The sequence below is a fragment of the Serratia sp. M24T3 genome (genome assembly GCF_000257645.1).
In the GTDB taxonomy this organism is placed as follows: domain Bacteria; phylum Pseudomonadota; class Gammaproteobacteria; order Enterobacterales; family Enterobacteriaceae; genus Rouxiella.
This window is the reverse complement of record NZ_AJHJ01000006.1, coordinates 20,191-38,251: the sequence shown is the minus strand read 5'-3', so window position 1 is coordinate 38,251 and position 18,061 is coordinate 20,191. Positions and strand designations below refer to the sequence as shown.

14 protein-coding genes are annotated in these 18,061 nt (G+C 50.2%); 7 read left to right on the top strand and 7 right to left on the bottom strand.

Going from position 1 to position 18,061, the window contains the following annotated elements; translation table 11 throughout:
- Positions 1 to 26: 26 nt before the first annotated feature.
- Both SPM24T3_RS07095 and SPM24T3_RS07090 read left to right on the top strand, forming a co-directional pair.
- Positions 27 to 1,592, top strand: a complete 1,566-nt coding sequence (locus tag SPM24T3_RS07095) for an MFS transporter (protein WP_009636045.1) — start codon at positions 27 to 29, stop codon at positions 1,590 to 1,592.
- A gap of 77 nt (positions 1,593 to 1,669) precedes the next feature.
- Positions 1,670 to 1,942 carry a DUF3811 domain-containing protein gene (locus tag SPM24T3_RS07090; protein ID WP_009636044.1) on the top strand — a complete coding sequence of 91 codons (273 nt, stop codon included), beginning with the start codon at positions 1,670 to 1,672 and terminating at the stop codon, positions 1,940 to 1,942.
- A 156-nt stretch (positions 1,943 to 2,098) separates the two neighbouring features.
- On the opposite strand, the gene cbl is transcribed toward SPM24T3_RS07090, so the two are convergent.
- Together cbl and SPM24T3_RS07080 are read right to left on the bottom strand one after the other, a co-directional pair.
- Positions 2,099 to 3,061 (bottom strand): HTH-type transcriptional regulator Cbl, encoded by a 963-nt coding sequence (cbl, locus tag SPM24T3_RS07085; RefSeq protein ID WP_009636043.1) that lies wholly within the window; start codon positions 3,059 to 3,061, stop codon positions 2,099 to 2,101.
- A 187-nt stretch (positions 3,062 to 3,248) separates the two neighbouring features.
- Positions 3,249 to 4,196: a 2-hydroxyacid dehydrogenase gene (locus tag SPM24T3_RS07080; protein ID WP_009636042.1), complete on the bottom strand. Its 948-nt coding sequence runs from the start codon at positions 4,194 to 4,196 to the stop codon at positions 3,249 to 3,251.
- A gap of 243 nt (positions 4,197 to 4,439) precedes the next feature.
- Between SPM24T3_RS07080 and glgX the strand changes: the two genes are divergently transcribed.
- Complete coding sequence (gene glgX / locus SPM24T3_RS07075) at positions 4,440 to 6,713, top strand: glycogen debranching protein GlgX (RefSeq protein WP_009636041.1); 2,274 nt, start codon at positions 4,440 to 4,442, stop codon at positions 6,711 to 6,713.
- Positions 6,714 to 6,776: 63 nt separating this feature from the next.
- Here glgX and SPM24T3_RS07070 read toward each other — a convergent pair whose 3' ends face one another.
- The 3 genes from SPM24T3_RS07070 to smrA all read right to left on the bottom strand — a co-directional run bounded on the left by SPM24T3_RS07070 (position 6,777) and on the right by smrA (position 9,708).
- The gene (locus SPM24T3_RS07070) at positions 6,777 to 7,622 is read right to left on the bottom strand and encodes a serine hydrolase (RefSeq protein WP_009636040.1); all 846 of its coding nucleotides are present in this window, start codon (positions 7,620 to 7,622) and stop codon (positions 6,777 to 6,779) included.
- A gap of 244 nt (positions 7,623 to 7,866) precedes the next feature.
- Positions 7,867 to 8,922: an FAD:protein FMN transferase ApbE gene (apbE, locus tag SPM24T3_RS07065; RefSeq protein WP_009636039.1), complete on the bottom strand. Its 1,056-nt coding sequence runs from the start codon at positions 8,920 to 8,922 to the stop codon at positions 7,867 to 7,869.
- Between the two features lie 210 nt (positions 8,923 to 9,132).
- Positions 9,133 to 9,708, bottom strand: a complete 576-nt coding sequence (gene smrA / locus SPM24T3_RS07060) for a DNA endonuclease SmrA (RefSeq protein ID WP_009636038.1) — start codon at positions 9,706 to 9,708, stop codon at positions 9,133 to 9,135.
- Between the two features lie 291 nt (positions 9,709 to 9,999).
- Between smrA and SPM24T3_RS07055 the strand changes: the two genes are divergently transcribed.
- The 4 genes from SPM24T3_RS07055 to uspE all read left to right on the top strand — a co-directional run bounded on the left by SPM24T3_RS07055 (position 10,000) and on the right by uspE (position 14,567).
- The gene (locus tag SPM24T3_RS07055; protein ID WP_009636037.1) at positions 10,000 to 10,827 is read left to right on the top strand and encodes a mannosyl-3-phosphoglycerate phosphatase-related protein; all 828 of its coding nucleotides are present in this window, start codon (positions 10,000 to 10,002) and stop codon (positions 10,825 to 10,827) included.
- Between the two features lie 58 nt (positions 10,828 to 10,885).
- The gene (locus SPM24T3_RS07050; RefSeq protein ID WP_009636036.1) at positions 10,886 to 12,106 is read left to right on the top strand and encodes a glycosyl transferase; all 1,221 of its coding nucleotides are present in this window, start codon (positions 10,886 to 10,888) and stop codon (positions 12,104 to 12,106) included.
- Positions 12,107 to 12,684: 578 nt separating this feature from the next.
- Positions 12,685 to 13,440 carry an FNR family transcription factor gene (locus tag SPM24T3_RS07045; protein ID WP_009636035.1) on the top strand — a complete coding sequence of 252 codons (756 nt, stop codon included), beginning with the start codon at positions 12,685 to 12,687 and terminating at the stop codon, positions 13,438 to 13,440.
- A 155-nt stretch (positions 13,441 to 13,595) separates the two neighbouring features.
- Entirely contained in the window at positions 13,596 to 14,567 is a 972-nt protein-coding gene (gene uspE, locus SPM24T3_RS07040; RefSeq protein WP_009636034.1) for a universal stress protein UspE, read from the top strand.
- Between the two features lie 84 nt (positions 14,568 to 14,651).
- Here uspE and pntB read toward each other — a convergent pair whose 3' ends face one another.
- The gene (gene pntB, locus SPM24T3_RS07035; RefSeq protein ID WP_009636033.1) at positions 14,652 to 16,043 is read right to left on the bottom strand and encodes a Re/Si-specific NAD(P)(+) transhydrogenase subunit beta; all 1,392 of its coding nucleotides are present in this window, start codon (positions 16,041 to 16,043) and stop codon (positions 14,652 to 14,654) included.
- A 10-nt stretch (positions 16,044 to 16,053) separates the two neighbouring features.
- Entirely contained in the window at positions 16,054 to 17,583 is a 1,530-nt protein-coding gene (pntA, locus tag SPM24T3_RS07030) for a Re/Si-specific NAD(P)(+) transhydrogenase subunit alpha (RefSeq protein ID WP_009636032.1), read from the bottom strand.
- Positions 17,584 to 18,061: the final 478 nt, after the last annotated feature.

Genomic DNA, 18,061 nt, shown 5'->3' with positions numbered 1-18,061 from the left:
TTATATTCTGCCGCAGAGCACGTTTTATGACCGATTCAGCTGTTGCCTCAACCTTAACTTTTCGCCGTTCTTTATTAGCCGTGCTTGGACTGGCGCTGGTATTGATGCTTTCTGCTTTAGATCAAACGGTAATTGGCAACGCCATGCCGTACATCGTCGCCGATTTAGGTAATTTCAACCTCTATTCCTGGGTAGCCACCAGCTATTTGCTGACCTCGATTATCACCGTGCCGATTTTTGGTCGCCTGGGTGACTACTATGGCCGTAAATATTTTGTGATTGCCGCGACCGTGCTGTTCACCCTCTCCTCCGCGCTGTGCTCGTTTGCCGGCAGCATGCAGATGCTGATCCTCTGGCGTGCGGTGCAAGGTATTGGCGGCGGGATGCTGGTTGGCACCGCGTTTGCCTGTATTCCTGAACTGTTTCCCGATACTCGACAGCGCCTGCGTTGGCAAATATTGTTCAGTACTGCATTTAGCATCGTTAATGCCTTGGGGCCGACGCTTGGCGGGATCCTGACCGAACAGTACGGCTGGCGCTCCGTGTTTTACCTTAATTTGCCGCTGGGGCTGGTGGCGCTGGTGGTGTCGTGGATTTATCTGCCCTATATCAGGCCGTCGAAGAAGGCTGCGATCCGCCTCGATTGGCTGGGAGCGCTGCTTATCATGTGCGTGCTGGGCAGCATGCAGCTTTTGGCAGAATTCCTGCCCAGCAACGGTTCGGCCTTTACCCTGATAGCACTGATGCTGGCCTGCGGGATAAGCGGCGCGGTGCTGGTATTCCAGCAGCGGCGTGCGCATTCGCCTATCCTGCCGCCGCCGTTGTTTGCCATCGGACCGATCAGACAGTTGTTTATGATTTCGATTCTGATTGGCGCGGTGCTGTTTACTCTGCTGTATTTTATGCCGCTTTTATTTCAGGGGGGCTATGGGTATTCGCCGAAACAGGCAGCATGGCTGATAACGCCGATGGGGGTCAGCATTACCGTCAGCGCCATTATTAATGGCCGTATCGTCACGCGCATGCGTAACCCGATGCGCCTGCCACAGATGGGTCTGCTGGTGACCGCCACCGCCTGCGCAATACTCGCCCTGATTGGCGGCAACGGCCATTATGGCGTGCTGATGGGGTTGATGATGATGGCCGGGATCGGCATCGGGTTCATTCTGCTTAACGTGACCATTTTTATTCAGACCCTCGCCCTGCGCGAATATCTGGGCATCGCGACCGCACTGACCCAGTCGCTGCGTCTGGTTGGCGGGCTGCTTGGCACCGCGCTAACCGGTGCTGCGGTCACCAAATGGTACGGCGTACACGTCGGCGGTAAACTGCTTGAAGCCGGTGACAGGCAAGTTCCCGAGGCGGTTAGCCAGTACTTTGCCGATCCTCAGGTGCTGTTGCAGCCCGTCGCGCAGCAGTTTGCTCAGTACTATCCGCTGGCGCGCAGTGCAATCGTCAACGCGATTGATATCGGCCTGGCGGTTTCTGCGCTGCTGGCTTTGCTGGCGTTTTGGCAATCGACAAGACTGCCGCTGATTCAATTTCCCGGCGTTAAACAGCAGCCAAAGGAAAACCACGAAATTCTTGAGTAAAATAAGCGTAATGTCTGAGTTTTTTAACGTTTAACGGCTACACTGGTTGTCACTTTCCTCAGAGGGACGCAAAAGTAATGAAAAGAATGACACAGCAAGACATGACGGAAAGCGAGCAACGTGAGTTGAAGACTCAGCTAGACAGGGCGAGAAAGGCCCAGGGACGAGAGCTGACAAACTCCGAGAACAACCGTATTAAAGACGATTATATTGATGCATTGATGGCTGAAAAAGAGAAAGTCGCCAGCAAGGCGCGCGCAGAAAAACGCCGTGCCAAAGCCAATGCCACGCCAAGCACTTCGGCAACTTATGATTGGACCGCAAGAACCCATCCGCGCGGCCGTCGCTAGAAAATATTAAGCACTGACGTTATGGGCAGCCTAGGCTGCCCATTTTTATGGCCTGAATTGGCAATTCATTGCAGCCCTTTCATCAATAAGCGCTCATGCCTGAGAAATCTTTTTAGGACCTAAGTTCAGCAGCAGAAAAGTTTATGCCATCAAAAACTAAATCTGGTAATCAATGACCGCATCGGTACCCGTTTGTGGCTGTTTGAAAACCTTTTCCTTGATCTCATTAATCGACAGACTTTGATTGCACAATTCGATAAAGCGCCAAACATAGTTACGTTGTAACTGAGCGCGCTTAAGGCCTAACCATACGGTGTTGGATTCAAAAAGGTGTTCTGCGTTAATCAGTTGCAGCCCGCGATCGCGGTCTGGGTCAAAGGCTTTATCGGCCAGTATCCCAACGCCCAATCCTAGCTCGACATAAGTTTTAATCACGTCAGAATCCTGGGCACTGAGTACGATATCCGGATTTAAACCTTGCTGCTCGAAAGCGCTGTCAACTCTTGAACGCCCGGTTATCCCCTGACGATAAGTCACCAAAGAATACTGATTGAGATGTTCCAGTGTCAGCGGCTGCTGTTCAAGCAATGGGTGGCCGTCCGGGACCAGAATTGCATGATGCCAGCGATAGTAAGGGAACGAGGCTACCGAAGGGTCGCTTATCAGCTTCTCGCTGGCAATCGCCACGTCCGCCTGCCCGCTCAGCAGCATCGCCAACACTTCCTGCGGCGATCCTTGATGCAGCTCCAGCCGTACCGCAGGGTAAACCGCGCGAAACGCCTTGATCACCCGAGGAAGACTGTAACGCGCCTGCGTGTGAGTCGTGGCAATGGTCAATACTCCGGCGTCTTCCTTGGAGAAGATGTCAGCCAGACGACGGATGTTTTGTGCCTCGTTGAGAATACGTTCAGCGACAGCCAGCAGCTCTTTGCCAGGCTCAGTCAGTCCCAGCAAACGTTTGCCGCGTCGAATAAATATCTCAACCCCAAGCTCGTCTTCAAGCTCACGAATGTGTCGACTTACCCCTGACTGTGAAGTGAAAAGCATGTTCGACACTTCGGTCAGGTTGTAATTGCATCGCGCTGATTCCCGAATAATTTTTAGCTGTTGGAAATTCACCGTGCACCCCTGTTAGTTTTACTTGTCGACTATTCTTACGTTCAAGTAAGCAGTAGGACAAATACGAAAAAATCGTTACTTATGCTTTTTCCTAATAAGGGGTGATGCTTTATATCCGTTTGATGCAGTATTTCAATGATTATTGGCCGACTTTACTGAATGTAATCAGCTCGAATAAACACCTTTATTATGCCGGAACAGGCGTTAATACCGGCTTGCCGGAGAAATGGGCGTTAAGGTTGCCGAGCACCAGTTGCATCATATTATTCATGGCCTGTGGCGAGCGGCCAGCAACGTGCGGTGTCATGACCAAATTACCGGTAATGCCAATCAGCGCTTCGGGGACGTCAGGCTCGCCGTCGAGCACGTCAAGCGCTGCGCCAGCAATGCTATGGTTGTTGAGACTTTCAATTAGCGCGGTGGTATCAACCACGGTTCCGCGAGCGATATTAATCAGAAAACCGCTTGGGCCTAATTCACGTAATACGTCGGCGTCTATCAGTTGGCGTGTGTCTTTACCGCCCGGCGTGGCAACCACCAAATAATCAGCCCAGCGCGCCAAGGCTTCACGGCTATCAAAATATTGGTATGGGCTATCTATAATCGGTCGGCGATTGAAATACCCCACCGGCATGTCAAAACCTCCGGCGCAGCGTTTGGCTATCTGCATACCAATATTCCCAAGGCCGATAATACCGAGTTTCTTACCGAACATGCCCGGCGTTACCACGCGGGAGCGTGCCCACTGGCCGGTACGAACTCGGTGGTCAAAATCGGGGATATTACGCGTTATGGCCAGCATCAGGGCCAAAGTATGGTCTGCAACGGCAGAATTATTGGTGCCTGGCCCGTGGGTAACCTGAATATTTCGCGCTTTGGCTGCCTGAGTATCGATTAATTCAAAGCCGACTCCCTGCGCACAAATTATCTCCAGCTTCGGCATCGATGCCATCTGCTGCGCTGAAAGGCCGATAGACCCCACGGTTAACACCGCGCGAATTTCTGCGGCCAGTTTTGGGTCAAGGTTGTCACGCTCCTGCGGCGTTCGAGCATAATGGACTTCATAGCCCGCCGCGGCATAATGCGCCGGGAAGCCAGGGTCCATTTCAAAATGGCATAACAGTGGAATATTCATCGGTAATCCCCCAAAAAAATCATCGTCAGGCGTAAAAAACGGCCTTGCATGACGTCATATGGCGCTTTAAACGCGCTCGAAAAAAAATAACTAGCCTGCTATTTACTATCCGGTAACAACTTCAAGTTGTACAGTATTTCGGCCAAATCATCTGTTTCAAGGTGCGTTTTGTAAACTCGTCTACACTCCAAATATGCGCTTTGCACAACTTTGATTGTTTACTTTCCCGGAGATTGTCTAACGATGGCCAAAGCCCCACCTAAAAAACCCGTTAAACCTACGGCTTCACTCGACACCCAAATTAAACCTCAGGCCCAAGTAGATGTTGAAGTTAACGAGCAAGGAGTGCGTCTGATCCATCCCTACAGCGATGGAGAACTGGTTAAAAACTTTGATAGCGGCCACAAGACTCGCGTTCGCGAAGGTTTGCCTGTGCCATTAGGCGCAACCTGGGATGGATTAGGCGTCAACTTTGCTATTTTCTCGGCCAATGCCACCAAAGTTGAGCTTTGCCTGTTTAATGACGATGGCGAAGAATATGACCGCATCGATCTGCCAGAATATACCGATGAAGTCTGGCACGGCTACCTTCCCGATGCGCGCCCCGGCCTGCTTTATGGTTATCGCGTACACGGTCCCTATGCTCCGCATGACGGCCATCGTTTTAACCCGGCCAAACTGCTGCTCGACCCTTACGCCAAGCAAATCGTCGGTGATTTGAAATGGGACGATGCACTTTTTGCCTACGATATGGAAAGCGACAAGAAAGACCTGCACATTGACGATCGCGACAGCGCGCAGTTTCTGCCTAAGTGTCGAGTTATCGACCCTGCTTTTTCATGGTCCAGATCGCGTAAAAATCCCGTGCCGTGGGAACATACCATCATCTATGAAACTCACGTTCGCGGCTACACCATGCGCCATCCGGCGGTACCCGAACATCTGCGCGGCACCTTCTCTGGCATGAGCACGCCGCAAATTGTCGATTACATTAAATCGCTGGGCATCACCTCAATCGAGCTGATGCCTATCCACGCCTTTACCGATGACCGTCATTTGCAGGATAACGGCCTGCACAACTATTGGGGCTATAACACACTGAGTTTCTTTGCGCCGCATCCTCAATATATGGCGACGCACACTATCAGTGAGTTCAAGCAGATGATCGCCGCGCTGCATGCGGCCGAAATCGAAGTGATCTTGGATGTGGTGTATAACCATACCGCCGAAGGCAATGAACTTGGCCCGACGCTGTCGTTTAAAGGCATTGATAACGCTAGCTATTATCGCCTAATGCCGGAAAATAAACGCTACTATATCAACGATACCGGGACCGGTAATACCTTAAACCTCAGTCATCCGCGCGTGTTGCAGATGGTGACTGACTCGCTGCGCTATTGGGCGACTGAAATGCAGGTCGACGGTTTTCGCTTTGACCTGGCCACCATTCTTGGGCGCGAAAGTTACGGTTTTGATGAAGGCTGCGGCTTCCTCGACACCTGCCGTCAGGATCCGATTTTAAGCCAGTGCAAGCTGATTGCCGAACCTTGGGACTGCGGCCCCGGCGGCTATCAGGTTGGCGGTTTCCCTCCCGGCTGGGTGGAATGGAACGACCGCTTCCGCGATACCGTCCGTCAATTCTGGCGGGGTGACGAGGGCCAGCTGGCGCAGTTCACCACGCGCCTGTCCGGCTCTGCCGACATCTTTAACCATCGCGGCCGCAAGCCTTACGCCTCGGTCAACTTTATCACCGCGCACGATGGCTTCACCCTCAACGATCTGGTCTCTTATCAGGATAAACACAATGATGAGAATGGCGAAGGGGGTCAGGATGGCACCGATAACAATATTTCAGCCAACTACGGCGTAGAGGGCGAAACCGACGATCCGGCAATCAACGAGCTGCGCGTCAGGCAAATGCGCAACATGCTGGCCACGCTGTTCTTCTCGCAGGGCACGCCGATGCTGCTGGCGGGTGACGAGTTTGCCCGTTCGCAAAACGGTAACAACAACGGCTACTGCCAAGATACGCCTATCGCCTGGGTTAACTGGGAAATCGGCGACAAAGGCAAGGCGTTAATCCTGTTTACTTATCGACTGATTGCCCTGCGCAAGCGTTTTCCAATTCTGCACCGGGGTCGCTTCCTCACGGGTGAATTGCATGAAAAGCTCGATGTAAAAGATGTAAGCTGGTTTCAGCCTAACGGAGAGGAAATGACCGATGAGGCCTGGGGTGACGCGCACGCTAAATGTATCGGTATGCTGCTGGACGGTCGCGCACAGCCCACCGGCCTGATGCGTTACGGTTCGTTGAGCACCGTATTGCTGCTGTTTAATGCCGCCCATGAAGATGTGGTGTTTACACTGCCGTCGGTGGCACATGGTCAAAGCTGGCGCCACATTCTGGATACTTTCCAACCGGATGATATTTATGAGCACAGCTTCGACTTTGGCCGAGAGTATAAATGTACTTCACGCACCGTGGTGCTGTTCGAGTTAATGAGCTTGCCGAAATAAACTCAGGCAGGCGGCGGCGATAATCTTTCGCCTACGCCTGCCCTGTTGTCTGTGCAACGCAGCCTACAGATTACCGTGCATCAGCCAGGCTTTCAGTCCCAATGCATCGTGATAGTGGGAGTAACCGCGAGGCCCGCCAGCAATCACCATCAATACGTCCTGCCCTTTAATCTTGCTGTAGATAATCAGACAGTGCCCGGCCTGATCGGTAAAGCCGGTTTTTTGCAGCACGATATTCCAGGTTTTATTGTTGATCAGCCCGTCAGAGCTGCGATACACCAGTTGTCCGCGTCCCGGATGCACCACGTAGCGTTTGTCTGTTGAAAGCTGACGAATTAATGCGTAGCGATAAGCATGCTTGGCCATTATTGCCAAATCATGCGCCGAGGCGGTATTTCGCGGCGTTAAGCCGGTCGGATCATAAAAATGAGTGTTCCGCATACCATAAGCTCGCGCCTTGCGATTCATCTGGCGCACAAACGCCTTGCGACCGCCGGGATAATAACGGCTCAGCGCTGCAGCGGCGCGGTTTTCGGAAGACATCAGTGCAATGTGCAACATATCTTTGCGTGACAGCACCGAGCCAATCGTCAGGCGGGAATGGGTATGCTTCAGCAAATCGCGGTCCGCCGAGGTTACCGTGATTTTTTGCTGTAATGACTGTTTGCTGTCGAGCACCACCATCGCGGTCATTAGCTTGGTTAATGAGGCTATGGGGTAAGCCCGTGTGGTGTTTTTCTGGTAAAGCACCCGGCCATTGGTGGCGTTCATCACCAAAACCGATCGTGACAGCATGCGGGGATAAGTTTTAGCCAGCGCGCTGGTTGAGACCAGTGAAGCGAATAGCGCAGTAGCCAGCAGCGCGAAACGGATAGTTTTAGAAGCAAGATTGCGGGAAAAAAATGACATGACGACCATAAGACTTTAAAAATGAATGTATGACTTCAACAACATAGTGACAATCCAGCCGCTTTCCTGAAGACAGTGCAGGGGATCGCGCTTTTTCTGCCAGACAAAAGCTCCCCCTAAGACAAATACTGCCCAACTTGCATCAAGCGACCAAAAAGTAAATTGTAAAAAAATCGTTGCAGAACAAAACGGCCCCGCCCAGTAGGGATCGGCAAAACCGTTTTGAGAAATTTCTTAGCCAGAGTCAGAGTGATTTATCGGCTTTTCGCAAATAGGCCTTAAACTGCGGCGTCATCGTAATTTTGAAGCCGTTCGGCTCTTTAGTAATCAAATACACCGCCAAATGCTCTTTCTCGGCCAAAGCCAACGCTTTTTGGGTGCCTAGCACCATCAGGCCGGTATCCCAGCCATCGGCTTCCAGCGCCGTTGGAGCAATCACGGTAGCAGAAACTAATTTGTGGGTGATTGGACGCCCGGTTGCCGGGTCGATAATGTGCGAAAGGCGTTTGCCATCCAGCTCATAGTAGTTTCGATAGCTGCCGGAGGTACTGATCCCCATGCCTTGCAAATCAACAATCGCTTCCACGGCGTTTTCTTTATCGGTGGGTTTTTGAATAGCGACCTGCCAAGGTTTGCCCTCAGGGTTATGGCCGCGTGAGACAACGGCTCCGCCCACTGACACCAGATAATTACTTATCCCGTTTCCTTCAACTAAACGAGCAAGGTGATCGGTGGCATAACCTTCGCCCACGGTAGATAAATCGACGTACATATTGGGCATATCTTTTTGCAGAAAATCGCCATTAACTTGCTGAATCACCTTGAGATGTTGCAGACCAATTTCTGCACGGGCAGCATCGATTTGCTGTTGGGTCGGCATTTTTACCGGCTCTTTGGTCGGGCCAAAGCCCCAAAGATTCACCAGCGGACCGACGGTGATATCCATCTCATTATCGGTTTTATGACCAATACGCAGTGAAGTGATAATGGCATCGGCCATCCCATTGCTGATTGGCTGCGGGTCAGTGCCCTGATATTGATTGAACCGGGAAAGCACCGAATCGTTTTTGTAGGTCGACAGCTCATGATCGTCTTCTTTCAACTGGGCTTCAATTTGCTGGCGCAGCTCTGGCTCACGGCTTTTATCCAGACCTACCATGCTAACGCGATAATAGGTGCCCATGGTTGTACCAGATATAACGACGGCAGGCTGGTTTTCATTTGTCGGCCCGCAGGCGCCGAGCAGCGCCCCACAGCCGATAACCAGAGAAGTAGCAATAAGATGACGATAGGACAGCATGAAAACTCGCTTAGCGAAACGCATAAAAAGTTGATACTCAGACTTTCAAACTAACAGCCTAGAGGTCCAAGGTATTGATATCCATACATCGAAAGACAATAAACTTGCGAGATATCAAAACCGTAGGCCTGAGAGTATACAGATCTTATTAAACCTCGCGTTAACGATGCCAACACAGAGTTACCTGTTTTCCTGTCGTTTAAACGTGATTTATTTACTGCGTTTAGCGTGGCGTTCCCAGTTTTCCTGCTTGGCGGCGGCAGATTTTTTCAGCGCGACATAACAGGCTCCCGCCCCGCCGTCTTTACCCAAGGCGACGCTGAAAGCCTGCACCTCATCGAGCTGTTTAAGCCATTTCGCCAGATAGCTACGAACAATATTGGGGTGACTTTCATCATGACGGCCGCGACCGTGTACGATAAGCAAGGTGCGTAGATTTTGTGCCTGCGCCTGCAAGAAAAAGCTAAATAGCTCCTGGCGACAGGTTTCAACCGGTTTGCGTAACAGGTTAAGGCTCGCTTCAAGTGGATATTTACCGTGGCGCAACTTGTCCAGCACGCCCTGCTGCACGCCATCCTGCTTGTATTCCAGCGGTTCGGCACAGTCGATCACCTCGAGAAATCCTGTGGTGAGAATGTTCTCGGGCTCTTGTAGCTCCTCTGGGCAAGACTTGAGGGTTTTATGATGGTTTTTTAAGTAAACCACCTGATTATTTTCTGATAATTTTTGTACGTCGGCCATTTCCTGAAAGAAAAGAAAATCCTCATTCTCATCATCATTTTTCATCGCTTGCCTCCCGACGTAGCTGAACGTTTTATGCACTTTTCGAGGATGACGGCTGTCTATGCTGGCCCATCAACCCCAAATTTTGAGTGTATAGAAAAATGCTCTGGCTGCAATCTTCCTGGATTAATTTAGTGGCTATTAGCCCGGTGATACTCAGATAACTCCCTGTAACATTGCGTGTTATTGAATTGCTTAAAAAATAGGTTATAAATTTCGGTATATACTTAAAAGCTGGAACAGAAAACCATCAATACGCGGCTTTACTGTTTCCATTAAAAGTGAGGAGAAAAGATGCCGTACCTTGATGACAATCTGGTTGTATTTACTGACCTCGACGGATCGCTACTGGACCATAACAGTTACAGCTGGCAGCCGGCTCAGGAATGGCTAGATAGACTGAGTGCGGCGCAGGTGCCGGTTATTTTGACTACCAGCAAAACCTCCGCCGAAGTTGCCGAACTTCAGCAACAGCTGCAACTTACGCAGCACCCTTTTATTGCTGAAAACGGTGCGTTGATTGGCCTGCCTGCTGGCTGGCCCTCGCGCGAGAACTCGTCAATCAGCCATGTTATCGGTTTGGCATATTCAGAAATTCGCCATACTCTGGTCAGCCTGCGTCAACGTTATGATTTTGAATTTCGCGGTTTTGGCGATGTCAGTGTCCAACAGGTCATTGACTGGACCAGTCTGCCGCAAGAAGGGGCAAAACTGGCGATGCAGCGTGAAGCCTCTGAACCTATCGTCTGGTTTGGTAATGATCTGGATTTCGCTCGTTTCGAGAAATTTTTACAGGCCGAGAAACTTGCTCTAACTCGCGGTGGCCGCTTCTGGCATGTCATGGGCGTCGAGGCCGGTAAAGGTCCGGCGGTGCACTGGCTCAGCCAACAATACCACCAGCGCACCGCAAGGCCGGTGGTTAGCATCGGTTTGGGTGATGGTCCCAACGATATTGGCATGCTTAATGCCACTGATTATTCAGTCATTATTCTCGGTCATCATGACCGCCCCATGCAGCTCGACAAGGAGAAGCACGTTTTTCGTACCAGCCAGCACGGACCTGAAGGTTGGAAGCAGGGGCTTGACCACATCATCAGCCCGCCATCTACTCCACAACAATAAGGCCCTGGAAAACTGGAGCTAAAGCGACAGATCCGCGGGTACTTTTAGAGAGGTTCCTATGAGCGACTTTTATCAGGACGGCATCATTACTAATTTTCACAATCTGACAAAACGAAAATTAGAAGAATTGGAATACGATTTACAGGTATTTTCTGGTCGCCGCTCAATGGGTTTGATTCTCCCTTCCCTATTCTCGGAGCTTGAAGGGCCTGCCTTATCCAAGATTGTCGATGAACTGACCAAGGTTCCCTACCTTGAAGAAATTGTTATTGGACTCGATCGCGCCGACCGCGATCAGTTTCTTTTCGCCCGCGAATTCTTCTCCAGGCTGCCGCAAAGACACCGTATTTTGTGGAACGACGGTCCGCGACTCAAGGCATTGGATGAAGAGTTGAAGAAAGAAAATCTCTCGCCAATGGAACCGGGAAAAGGCCGCAATGTGTGGTTCTGTGTCGGATACACGCTGGCTTCACGCCGCACCACGGTCGTTGGGTTACATGATTGTGACATCGTCACCTATAGTCGTGACATGCTTGCACGCCTGATGTATCCGGTGGCAAACCCCAATTTCCATTATGATTTTTGCAAGGGTTACTATGCCCGAGTCGCCGACGGCAAATTTAATGGTCGCGTGGGTCGTTTGCTGGTATTCCCATTGCTGAAATCGTTGCAGATAGTCTATGGCACCACTGAGTTTCTCGAGTATCTGCGCAGCTTCCGCTACCCGCTTTCCGGCGAATTTGCGATGCGAACTCACGTGCTGAATGATTTGCGTATTCCCAGCGACTGGGGCCTGGAGATTGGCGTACTTTCAGAGCTGCATCGCACCACGGCGACCAAGCGTATTTGCCAGGTGGATATCGCGGATAATTACGATCACAAGCATCAACCGATGTCTGAAGACGACGCCAGCAATGGGCTACAGCGCATGAGTATTGATATTACCAAGGCGCTGTATCGCAAAATGGCAATTTTGGGGGTTCCTATCACCTCAGAATCTTTCCGTATCCTTAAAGCCACTTATTATCGTAATGCGCTGGATATGATTGATGGCTTTGAACACGATGCTCGCATGAATGGTCTGAAGTTTGATCGACACAGCGAGGAGTCGGCGGTAGAACTGTTCTCCGGCGCAATTATGGAAGCAGGCTCGGCGTTTATTGATACGCCGAGTGAAAAACCGTTTATTCCAAGCTGGAGCCGCGTGCAGTCTGCCTTCCCGGATATGCTTGAACGTTTGCATGATGCAGTGGAGGAAGACAATAAGGGTAATGTTTAACCTGCTCCCATTTCTCGTTTAAGCACGACTCAGGACAAGATAATGTTTTTCGAGTTGAAGTAATAAATATCCGATGCCTGGCTGATTGATTGGCCAGGTTTCGTTTTAAGTTGTTGAAATTTCGACCGCAATCCTACTCAATAACATTAAATATTAATGCCAGACGATTTAATAGCGTGAATCTCCCTTAATAAACCTTAGTCAATAACTCCCTCGGGGTACGTAAACTCTTACTTAAAATAATCCACTAAAAGTATCCATTAGGTTAAAAATAACATTACGGCAACAATTGGAATATTAACCTCAAAATTTTCTGGTGGCTTTCACCGCGCAAGTTAAAAATATCCATATTTCATGGCAATCATATCTCATTGATAATGATAAATTTTATATTTAACCATTAATCTCTAACTCTAATGAGGTAATAATCGGTTGTCAGATCAATATTTATTTAAGAAAAAACCCTTTATAAATCGTGGCTTTTAAGTAAATACCCTATTTAAAACAAATATTGCACTTATCACTTATTGCAAATGATGTTAAAATTGACTCATATCAATATTGCGAGAGCGAAACCTATGATCCCGGAAAAACGTATTATTCGACGTATCCAATCTGGTGGCTGTGCAATTCACTGCCAAGATTGCAGTATTAGTCAACTATGCATTCCATTCACCTTAAACGAGCATGAACTCGACCAGCTTGATAACATCATTGAGCGAAAAAAACCGATTCAGAAAGGGCAAACGTTGTTTAAAGCAGGGGACGAACTCAAGTCTCTTTATGCTATTCGCTCCGGGACCATTAAAAGCTATACCATTACCGAGCAAGGCGATGAGCAGATAACCGGCTTCCATCTTGCCGGTGATCTGGTGGGTTTCGACGCAATTGCCGGGCTACAGCACCCAAGTTTTGCCCAGGCATTGGAAACCTCAATGGTCTGCGAAATCCCGTTTGAAACCGTGGATGACCTTTCAGGAAAAATGCCAAAACTGCGCCAGCAGATGATGCGTCTGATGAGCGGCGAGATAAAAGGCGACCAGGACATGATATTACTGCTGTCCAAGAAAAACGCTGAAGAGCGCCTTTCGGCCTTTATCTACAATCTTGCCCGCCGCTTCTCGCAACGTGGATTCTCGCAGCGTGAGTTTCGCCTGACTATGACGCGCGGGGACATTGGTAATTATCTTGGCTTAACGGTTGAAACCATCAGCCGCCTGCTGGGCCGTTTCCAGAAATCCGGCATGCTCAGCGTGAAAGGCAAATACATTACAATTGAAGACTATAGCGCGCTTTCCGTGCTTGCCGGACACCCTCTGCCGGTCGCTTCTTAAATAAACTCTCCGCTGTTACCTCTGGCAGCGGTTAATACCGGATCAAAATTAACTTTAGTTTATTGATCCGGTTCAATTTATCCTCTGTTCTGTTTCCTCTTCCTGGTTTACTCTATAACTGTGCGGTTTCAATCACAGATGTTTAGGAGGCTACCTTGGCCAAGTATCAGAACCTTCTGGTCGCTATTGACCCCAATCAGGACGACCAACCGGCGTTACGCCGTGCGGTGTATCTGGTTCAACGCAACGGCGGGAAGATTAAAGCCTTCCTGTCCATCTATGATTTTTCCTATGAAATGACCACCATGCTTTCCCCTGAAGAGCGCAGCGCAATGCGTCAGGGTGTGATCAGCGAACGTACCGCATGGATAGCCGAGCAGTGCCACTATTATGTCGAAGCAGGCATTCCCATTGATATTAAAGTGGTGTGGAATAACAAACCTTTTGAAGCCATCATTAATGAAGTTCTGGTCGGCAAGCACGATCTGCTGCTTAAGATGGCCCATCAGCACGACCGCCTCGAGTCGGTTATCTTCACGCCTACCGACTGGAATCTTTTACGCAAATGTCCTTGCCCGGTCTGGATGGTGAAAGACCAACCCTGGCCCGAGGGCGGCAAAGCGGTGGTGGCGGTCAACCTGTCCAGTGAAGAGCCTTATCACGATCCGCTCAACATCAAACTGGTTAAAGAAAGCATTGAGCTGGCTTCCCACGTCAATCAGACTGAAGTTCACCTGGTCGGCGCTTACCCGGTTACGCCAATCAATATTGCGATTGAGCTGCCAGATTTCGACCCTAGTGTGTATAACGATGCCATCCGTGGTCAGCATCTGATTGCCATGAAGGCCTTAAGACAAAAATTCCAGCTCGATGAAAAATATACCCACGTCGAGAAAGGGCTGCCTGAAGAGGTTATCCCGGATCTGGCCGAGCATTTGCAGGCTGGTGTCGTGGTTCTTGGGTCTATTGGCCGCACCGGACTTTCCGCTGCGTTTCTCGGTAACACCACTGAACAGGTCATTGATCACCTGAAATGTGATTTGCTGGCAATCAAGCCTGATGACTTCGTTTGTCCGATTACGCTGGATGAAACTAGCCAAAACCTTAAGGCGGCAGATGCCGAATAAACCCACGAAATTCGACTTCGTTTTGTGATAAAAAAAGCCAGTCACGATGACTGGCTTTTTCTTTATCTAGAAACTGGCGATCAATTACAGCGCGCGCAGGATCCCTTCAACACTATCTTTTGCATCGCCAAACAGCATGTGAGTGTTCTCTTTGAAGAACAGCGGGTTTTGAACGCCAGCATAACCGGTGCTCATTGAACGCTTAAACACGATAACATTCTGCGCTTTCCACACTTCCAGCACCGGCATACCCGCGATTGGACTGCGCGGATCTTCCTGTGCCGCCGGGTTAACGGTATCGTTGGCGCCAATCACCAGCACCACGTCGGTATCGCTGAAATCGTCGTTGATTTCATCCATTTCAAGCACGATATCGTAAGGCACTTTGGCTTCAGCCAGCAGCACATTCATGTGCCCGGGCAAACGACCGGCAACCGGATGAATACCAAAGCGAACCTTGATACCCTTGGCGCGAAGTCGAGCGGTGATATCCTGCACCGGATACTGCGCCTGTGCCACCGCCATGCCGTAGCCAGGAGTGATGATCACCGAGCTGGCGCTTTTCAGCATTTCAGCCACGTCTTCCGCGCTGGCTTCACGGTACTCGCCCATCTCCTGATCGTCACCGGTCGAGGAGATTTCGGTGCCGAAACCGCCGGCAATCACGCTGATAAACGAGCGGTTCATCGCCTTGCACATTATATAAGACAGGATCGCACCTGAAGAACCCACCAGCGCGCCGGTGACAATCAGCAGGTCATTGCCGAGCATAAAGCCCGCCGCCGCTGCCGCCCAACCCGAATAAGAGTTAAGCATTGAAACCACCACCGGCATGTCTGCTCCACCAATGGATGACACCAGATGCCAGCCGAAAGCCAGAGCGATCACGGTCATGACCAGCAGAGCCAGTACCTGAGTGGACACACTTTCGGTGCGCACAAAGATAATCAGCAACATAAAGGAAACGACCAGCGCCGCCAGATTCAGCCTGTGGCGATGTGGCAGAGCCAGCGGCTTGGAGGAGAAAATCCCGCGCAGCTTGCCAAACGCTACAATTGAACCGGTAAAAGTCACTGCGCCGATAAAGATGCCGAGGAACACTTCGACCAGATGGATATTTTCCATCACCCCTTCCATCGGCACTGCGCCACGGTCGAGGTAACTGTTAAAGCCAACCAGTACAGCCGCCAATCCGACAAAACTGTGCAGAATCGCGACCAGCTCTGGCATTTGAGTCATTTCGACTTTACGCGCCAGATAAACGCCGATCGCACCGCCGACAACCATTGCCAGAATAATCCAGCCTGTGTGGCCGGAGTCAGGTCCGAGAATGGTCACGATTAACGCGATCGCCATTCCGGTGATGCCAAAAATATTCCCCTGCCTGGACGTCTCGTGCTTCGACAATCCCGCAAGGCTGAAAATAAATAGAATAGCGGCAACAATGTATGCAGCTGTAACTAAACCCCCAGACATATGCTACCCCTTAATTCTTGCGAAACATTTTCAGCATGCGCTGAGTGACGGTAAATCCGCCAAAAATATTGATACTGGCAATCAGCACCGCGACAAAAGACAGGAAACTGACCCAGCCACCGTGACCGATTTGCAGCAATGCACCGACAACGATAATGCCTGAAATTGCGTTGGTTACCGCCATCAAAGGAGTATGCAGCGCGTGGCTGACGTTCCAGACCACGTAGTAACCTACCACGCAAGAAAGCGCGAATACGGTAAAGTGCGACAGGAACTCTTTTGGCGCGACGTCGGCCAACCAGCCAAACAACACCACAGCAATCGCCATAATGATGTATTTGGTCCACGGCGACGAAGGCTTGGCTGCGGCTTTGGCACTCGGTGCCTCGACTTTGGCAGCCTGCGGCTGAGCAGAAACCTGAATTGGCGGAGCTGGCCAGGTGATTTCACCTGATTTAACAACCGTGACGCCGCGAACGACGGTGTCATCAAAGTCGATAACGATTTCGCCGTTTTTCTCTTTGCACAACAGTTTCAGCAAGTTAAGCAGGTTAGTGCCGTAAAGTTGCGACGACTGTGTCGGCAGGCGGCTTGGCAAATCGGTATAGCCAATGATTTTCACGCCGTTTGGCGTCACGGTGATGGTATCTGCCACGGTCAGTTCGCAGTTACCGCCAGTTTGTGCAGCAAGGTCAACAATCACACTGCCCGGCTTCATTGATTCAACCATTTCACGGGTGATCAGTTTCGGTGCCGGACGGCCCGGAATAAGCGCGGTAGTGACAATGATGTCGACTTCTTCAGCCTGCGCGGCAAAGAGCGCCATTTCGGCCTTAATAAAAGCTTCGGACATCACTTTCGCGTAGCCGTCGCCGTTGCCGGCTTCTTCTTCAAAGTCGAGCTCGAGGAATTCCGCGCCCATGCTTTGAACTTGCTCTTTTACTTCCGGACGGGTATCAAAGGCGCGAACGATAGCACCCAGACTGCCCGCTGCACCGATGGCCGCCAAACCGGCAACACCGGCTCCGATAATCATTACTTTTGCCGGTGGAACTTTACCTGCGGCGGTTATCTGCCCCGTAAAGAAGCGGCCAAACTCGTGAGCGGCTTCGACGATCGCACGATAACCGGCGATGTTAGCCATCGAGCTGAGAGCATCCATAGATTGTGCGCGCGAAATACGCGGGACAGAATCCATGGCCAGCGCAGTAACATTACGCTCGGCAAGCTTTTGAATCAGTTCAGGATTCTGTGCAGGCCAGATAAAGCTGACCAGAGTAGATCCTGCCTGTAATTTATTGATTTCGTCATCGAGAGGCGCATTGACCTTCATCACGATATCGGACTGCCAAACGACATCACCCGCTTCGACCGTTGCGCCAACTGCTGCATACGCAGCATCATCAAAACTGGCCAGTTTACCTGCGCCCTGCTCGATGGCGACTGTAAAGCCGAGTTTCAGCAGTTGTTCCACCGTTTTTGGTGTTGCTGCAACGCGGGCTTCATTGGTCAACCGTTCTCTTGGTATACCAATACGCATAATTATTCCCTTCACCCTTTTATTTGATACTGCTAGTCATCGATGTAGATAGAAAATTAAAAACCTGTCGGCTTGTTTCGCCGAATTACTGACACATTTTTCAGGCCGGCTATAACCTACTGAATATCAGATTAATAAGCTACATTGAAAGCGCAGTTATGAGGGTTAAATCACCTAAAAGCGGCATAAGCCACAATCCCTCTGCTAACGGGCCAAATTACCTATTTAATTCACTTAATAATGGTAATTAAACGAGATGATTCACTCTGCAAGGCATCATCAAATCCTCACCCCGCGCAGGAAAAAGTGAGTAAAATGTAAAAAATTAACATTTATTTCACTTATTCATTGAGTCACCCTACTTATATAAGTTATCAATAGAAATTAAAGTGACCTGAGTTAAGATTTAGGGGTTGCGATTTTTAAAAAATTACTCAAGCGTTCGCCATTATTACATGCAATAATCGGGAGCTAATCT

Bases quoted from the DNA above. Each gene is read 5' to 3' on its own strand.
- SPM24T3_RS07095 (WP_009636045.1), top strand. From the start codon at position 27: ATGACCGATTCAGCTGTTGCCTCAACCTTAACTTTTCGCCGTTCTTTA.
- SPM24T3_RS07090 (WP_009636044.1), top strand. From the start codon at position 1,670: ATGAAAAGAATGACACAGCAAGACATGACGGAAAGCGAGCAACGTGAG.
- SPM24T3_RS07080 (WP_009636042.1), bottom strand. From the start codon at position 4,196: ATGAATATTCCACTGTTATGCCATTTTGAAATGGACCCTGGCTTCCCG.
- glgX (WP_009636041.1), top strand. From the start codon at position 4,440: ATGGCCAAAGCCCCACCTAAAAAACCCGTTAAACCTACGGCTTCACTC.
- SPM24T3_RS07070 (WP_009636040.1), bottom strand. From the start codon at position 7,622: ATGTCATTTTTTTCCCGCAATCTTGCTTCTAAAACTATCCGTTTCGCG.
- apbE (WP_009636039.1), bottom strand. From the start codon at position 8,922: ATGCTGTCCTATCGTCATCTTATTGCTACTTCTCTGGTTATCGGCTGT.
- smrA (WP_009636038.1), bottom strand. From the start codon at position 9,708: ATGAAAAATGATGATGAGAATGAGGATTTTCTTTTCTTTCAGGAAATG.
- SPM24T3_RS07055 (WP_009636037.1), top strand. From the start codon at position 10,000: ATGCCGTACCTTGATGACAATCTGGTTGTATTTACTGACCTCGACGGA.
- SPM24T3_RS07050 (WP_009636036.1), top strand. From the start codon at position 10,886: ATGAGCGACTTTTATCAGGACGGCATCATTACTAATTTTCACAATCTG.
- SPM24T3_RS07045 (WP_009636035.1), top strand. From the start codon at position 12,685: ATGATCCCGGAAAAACGTATTATTCGACGTATCCAATCTGGTGGCTGT.
- pntB (WP_009636033.1), bottom strand. From the start codon at position 16,043: ATGTCTGGGGGTTTAGTTACAGCTGCATACATTGTTGCCGCTATTCTA.
- pntA (WP_009636032.1), bottom strand. From the start codon at position 17,583: ATGCGTATTGGTATACCAAGAGAACGGTTGACCAATGAAGCCCGCGTT.